The 3,783-nt window shown below is 70.6% G+C and carries 4 protein-coding genes and 1 pseudogene; 2 read left to right on the top strand and 3 right to left on the bottom strand.

Annotated elements, in window-relative coordinates:
* The 3 genes and pseudogenes from TA90_RS14810 to TA90_RS02120 form a co-directional block, all read right to left on the bottom strand.
* A pseudogene (locus TA90_RS14810) lies at positions 1-312 on the bottom strand (hypothetical protein); the annotation flags it as partial.
* Positions 313-398: 86 nt separating this feature from the next.
* Entirely contained in the window at positions 399-1,067 is a 669-nt protein-coding gene (locus tag TA90_RS02125) for a potassium channel family protein (protein WP_043534374.1), read from the bottom strand.
* A gap of 132 nt (positions 1,068-1,199) precedes the next feature.
* The gene (locus TA90_RS02120; protein ID WP_052450386.1) at positions 1,200-2,693 is read right to left on the bottom strand and encodes a TrkH family potassium uptake protein; all 1,494 of its coding nucleotides are present in this window, start codon (positions 2,691-2,693) and stop codon (positions 1,200-1,202) included.
* 215 nt (positions 2,694-2,908) lie between these two features.
* Here TA90_RS02120 and TA90_RS02115 point away from each other — a divergent pair, with 215 nt between their 5' ends.
* Positions 2,909-3,127 (top strand): helix-turn-helix domain-containing protein, encoded by a 219-nt coding sequence (locus TA90_RS02115; protein WP_043534375.1) that lies wholly within the window; start codon positions 2,909-2,911, stop codon positions 3,125-3,127.
* A 91-nt stretch (positions 3,128-3,218) separates the two neighbouring features.
* Positions 3,219-3,317, top strand: coding sequence for a 30S ribosomal protein bS22 (locus tag TA90_RS13605; RefSeq protein WP_003792170.1), 99 nt, complete (start codon positions 3,219-3,221; stop codon positions 3,315-3,317).
* The last annotated feature ends 466 nt before the right edge of the window (positions 3,318-3,783 follow it).

Here is a 3,783-nt window from a genome sequence, read left to right as displayed (position 1 = left end):
GACTTTTGCCGAACGCCCCCGGGCTTCACCCGGCGAGCAGCANACCCGCCCCCGGGGGGAGATTCCCCCCCCGCCCAGGACGCGGTCGAGTTTCGCCCACACCGGTGGGGTCGTTGAGCGGGCGGTGCGGGAGTCGACCTGCGCAGTGGGGACCGCCGGGCGACGTGGCGCCACCGTCGGCGTCGTCTCACCGGCCCGGGGACCGGACTCCTCACGGGTCCCCCAGGCCTGGCACTCGCGACACTGCCCGACCCACTTCGGGGAGGTCCACCCGCACTCGGTGCACCGGAACGATGTCTTCTCCTTGGCCATGGCGCACACCGTACCCGTCGCCACCCGCACCTGGCGTCGGGGGGAATCCCGGGGGAGGGCGGCGCCCAAGGCGGGGGAGGGGAGCGTCAGGGACGGTTGGCGAAGTGCTCGAGGAGCATCGCGTCCCCCGAGACGATGACGATGTCCTCGGGGTTGATCCGGGTGTGGGAGTCGGCGTACTCGAAGGGGCGACCCGGTCGGAGGATCCCCAGGAGGTTGACGCCGTAGCGGGCGCGCAGGTCGAGCTCCCCGACGGTGAAGCCCTGGACCTCCTTGGGCGGGCGGAGCTTCATGATGGCGAACCCCTGCTTGTCCATCTCGATGTAGTCGAGCATGCGGCCGCCGACGAGGTGCGCGGTGCGCTGGCCGGCGTCGAACTCGGGGTAGACGACGTGGTGGGCGCCGATGCGCTTGAGGATGCGGCCGTGCTCCCGCGAGATGGCCTTGGCCCAGATCGAGGGGATGCCGATGTCCACGAGGTTCGCGGTGATGAGGACCGAGGCCTCGAGGGATGAACCGATGCCGACAACCGCCGAGGCGAACTCGCGGGCGCCCAGCTGCTCGAGTGCCTCGGCGTTGGAGGCGTCGGCCTCCACCAGGGGGATGCGTCCGGCGAACTGCTGGACGCGGCGGGCGTCCTTCTCCACCCCGAGGATCTCGTGGCCCAGCCGGTCCAGCGTCGCCGCCACGGCTGAGCCGAACCGTCCGAGCCCGATCACCAACGTGCCCGAGGCCTGGGCCTTGTCGTCTGCCATGGGGTCATTCTCCCACCGCACCGGGCAGCGGTGGTGCCCGCCCGTCGTGGCGGAGGGGCGGGCGGAGGTGCGGGTGGGGTCCGCGCCCGCCGGGTCGGGTCGGGCTGCCCACCCGGGTCCGGGCCGCGGGCCTCAGCCGATGATCGGGCGTTCCTCGGGCATGCGGATCACCCGTCGGCGCTCACGCAGCGCCAGGGCGGCCGCCACCGTCATGGGGCCGGTCCGGCCTGCGTACATGAGCACGGCCAGGACGTACTTGGCCGCCGCCGGGAGGTCGGGGGTGATGCCCGTGGAGAGACCCACGGTGGCGAAGGCGGAGATCGTCTCGAAGAGGATCGCGTCGAGCGAGAGATCGGTGAGGGTGAGCAGGAGGACCACGGCGACGCACACCATCGAGACGCCGATGAGGGTGACGGCCACCGCCAGGCGCACCACGTTGACCGGGATGCGCCGGCCGAATGCCTCCAGGTCGCGGTCGCCCCGTGCCTCGGCCAGCACCACGATCATGAGGACCGCGAAGGTCGTGACCTTGATGCCACCGGCGGTCGAGGCCGAGCCGCCGCCGATGAGCATGAGGATGTCCTGCACGAAGTGGGTCTGGGGGCGCATCTGGCTGACGTCGAGGGCGGACAGGCCCGAGGAGCGCGTGTTCACGCCGGCCAGGAGGACGTTGAGGATCTTCGACCCCGTGTCGAGGTCGCCGAGCGTGGCGGGATTCGTCCACTCGGTGAGGGCCAGGAGCAGCGAGCCCACCACGGTGAGCAGGCCGTACATGGACAGGGTCAGCTTGGTGTGCAACGTCCAGCGTCGCGGGGTCCGCCACCGCTCGGTGATGTCGGTGACGACGGGGAAACCGATCGCGCCGACGACGGTGCCCAGTCCGATGGGGACCAGCATCCACCAGTCGCTGACATGGGGCGAGAGCCCCCCCACGAGGATGACGAAACCGGCGTTGTTGAAGACGGAGATCGCCATGAAGATCGCGTGCCACACCGCCTGCGGCAGCGAGTCCCCGAGGGAGAGGAAGCGCGGCAGGAACACGACGAAGAGCACGCCCTCGGCGATGAGGGAGGTGCCGATCACGGCGCGCAGCAGGGTTCCCACGCGCCCCAGGCCGCCCGACTTGGTCTCCGCGGCCGCGAGCATTCGCTGGGTGAGCCCCAGGTGGCGCGACACCGCGAAGCCGAGCACCGACGCCAGGGTCATGACCCCCAGACCACCCACCGCGATGGCCAGTGCGATGACCCCCTGGCCGAAGATCGACCAGTGGGTGGCCGTGTCCACGGTGGTCAGCCCCGTCACGCACACGGCGGAGACCGCGGTGAAGAAGACGTCGACGAAGGCGACGGGGTCGTCCTCGGCGGCGGCGAAGGGCAGGCTGAGCAGGGCGGTGACGATGACGATGATGATGCTGAAGACTGCGAGGGCGAGCCGCGCCGGGGAGTTGCGGGCCTGTCGGTCCACCCATTCGCGCAGTTTCTCCGAACGTGTCTTGCGGAGCAGTGTGGATGCGCGTCCCTCCACGGGACGGACGAGTTCGGAGCCGGGTTCGGGCGCGAGCGGGTCGAAGGCGTCCACCGGGGCCTGGGGCCGACGGCCGCGGGAACCCCGACGGAGGGATGCCATGCGTCTCACCTGCCTCGGTCCGGTGTCGGGTTCGGTCGCCCGCGGTGCTGCGGGCTGTGCCCATGCTAGGCGCTGGGACGCGCGCTTCCCGGCCCGGGGCCGCGCCTCGGCGGTGGACACTTGCCGCAGGGGGACACCGAGGCCGTATCATGTCCTGCGAGGCCCCTCAAGCGCAGGACTGGGATCCGGCCGCCTCATGTCCCTGGGAGACGTCGATGGACCAGAAGTCCGCCCCCCGTTTCATGACGGTGGCCGAAGTGGCGGACCTCATGCGCGTCTCGAAGATGACCGTCTACAGGCTGATCCACAGCGGCGAGATGCCCGCGATCAGGGTCGGGAAGAGCTTCAGGGTCCCCGAGTCCGCCGTCAGGCAGCTGATCGACGCGGGTCTGTCGGAGTGGTCCGATGAACGTGCTGGGGGAGTTGGCGGCTAGGATGGGGCTGTTGTGCCCCCGCGGGCACGGACGAGTCAGACCGGCGGGCCGTCGCACCTGCCACTTCACCTGTTGACGAGGGAGGAACCCCATGGGCTCCGTGATCAAGAAGCGCCGCAAGCGCATGGCCAAGAAGAAGCACCGCAAGCTGCTGCGCAAGACGCGCCACCAGCGTCGCAACAAGAAGTGACGTCGCGGAGGGGCCCGGCCGATCGGCCGGGCCCCTCGCCTGTCCCCGCGAGGTCCGTCCCATTCGGACACCGAGGTCCGCCCTGATTCCAGGTCGAGGTCCGTCCCGGTCCCTCGCCGGCTGCGTCGCCGCCGGTCCGTCCGCCCGGCTGCGCCGCCGGGATCGGGAGTCCGTCGCAGGCCTGTCACTGATGCCACCCCCTGTGTCCGGCCGATCTGATCCGGCGCGGAACTGCGGGAGCGCCCGTACCCCTGTCGGATACGGCGCTCTCACGTACGATCGTGCGCAATGAGTGTTCACGGTGGGGGTGGCCCGGCCCCGGTCATGCATGCGGCGACCAACCCGTACCGCTTCGGCGCGGGGCGTGGTGTGCTCGCCGTGCTGCTGTCGGTCTTGTTGTTCGCGGGTTCGACGGGGTGGTTCGTGTACCGCGACCTTGCGGGGTCGGTGGCGAGCAACACCTTGG

The organism is Actinomyces polynesiensis (genome assembly GCF_000820725.1).
In the GTDB taxonomy this organism is placed as follows: domain Bacteria; phylum Actinomycetota; class Actinomycetes; order Actinomycetales; family Actinomycetaceae; genus Pauljensenia; species Pauljensenia polynesiensis.
Note: the sequence above shows the minus strand (reverse complement) of the source record. Positions and strands in the feature narration are given on the sequence as shown.

Bases quoted from the DNA above. Each gene is read 5' to 3' on its own strand.
- TA90_RS02125 (WP_043534374.1), bottom strand. From the start codon at position 1,067: ATGGCAGACGACAAGGCCCAGGCCTCGGGCACGTTGGTGATCGGGCTC.
- TA90_RS02120 (WP_052450386.1), bottom strand. From the start codon at position 2,693: ATGGCATCCCTCCGTCGGGGTTCCCGCGGCCGTCGGCCCCAGGCCCCG.
- TA90_RS02115 (WP_043534375.1), top strand. From the start codon at position 2,909: ATGGACCAGAAGTCCGCCCCCCGTTTCATGACGGTGGCCGAAGTGGCG.
- TA90_RS13605 (WP_003792170.1), top strand. From the start codon at position 3,219: ATGGGCTCCGTGATCAAGAAGCGCCGCAAGCGCATGGCCAAGAAGAAG.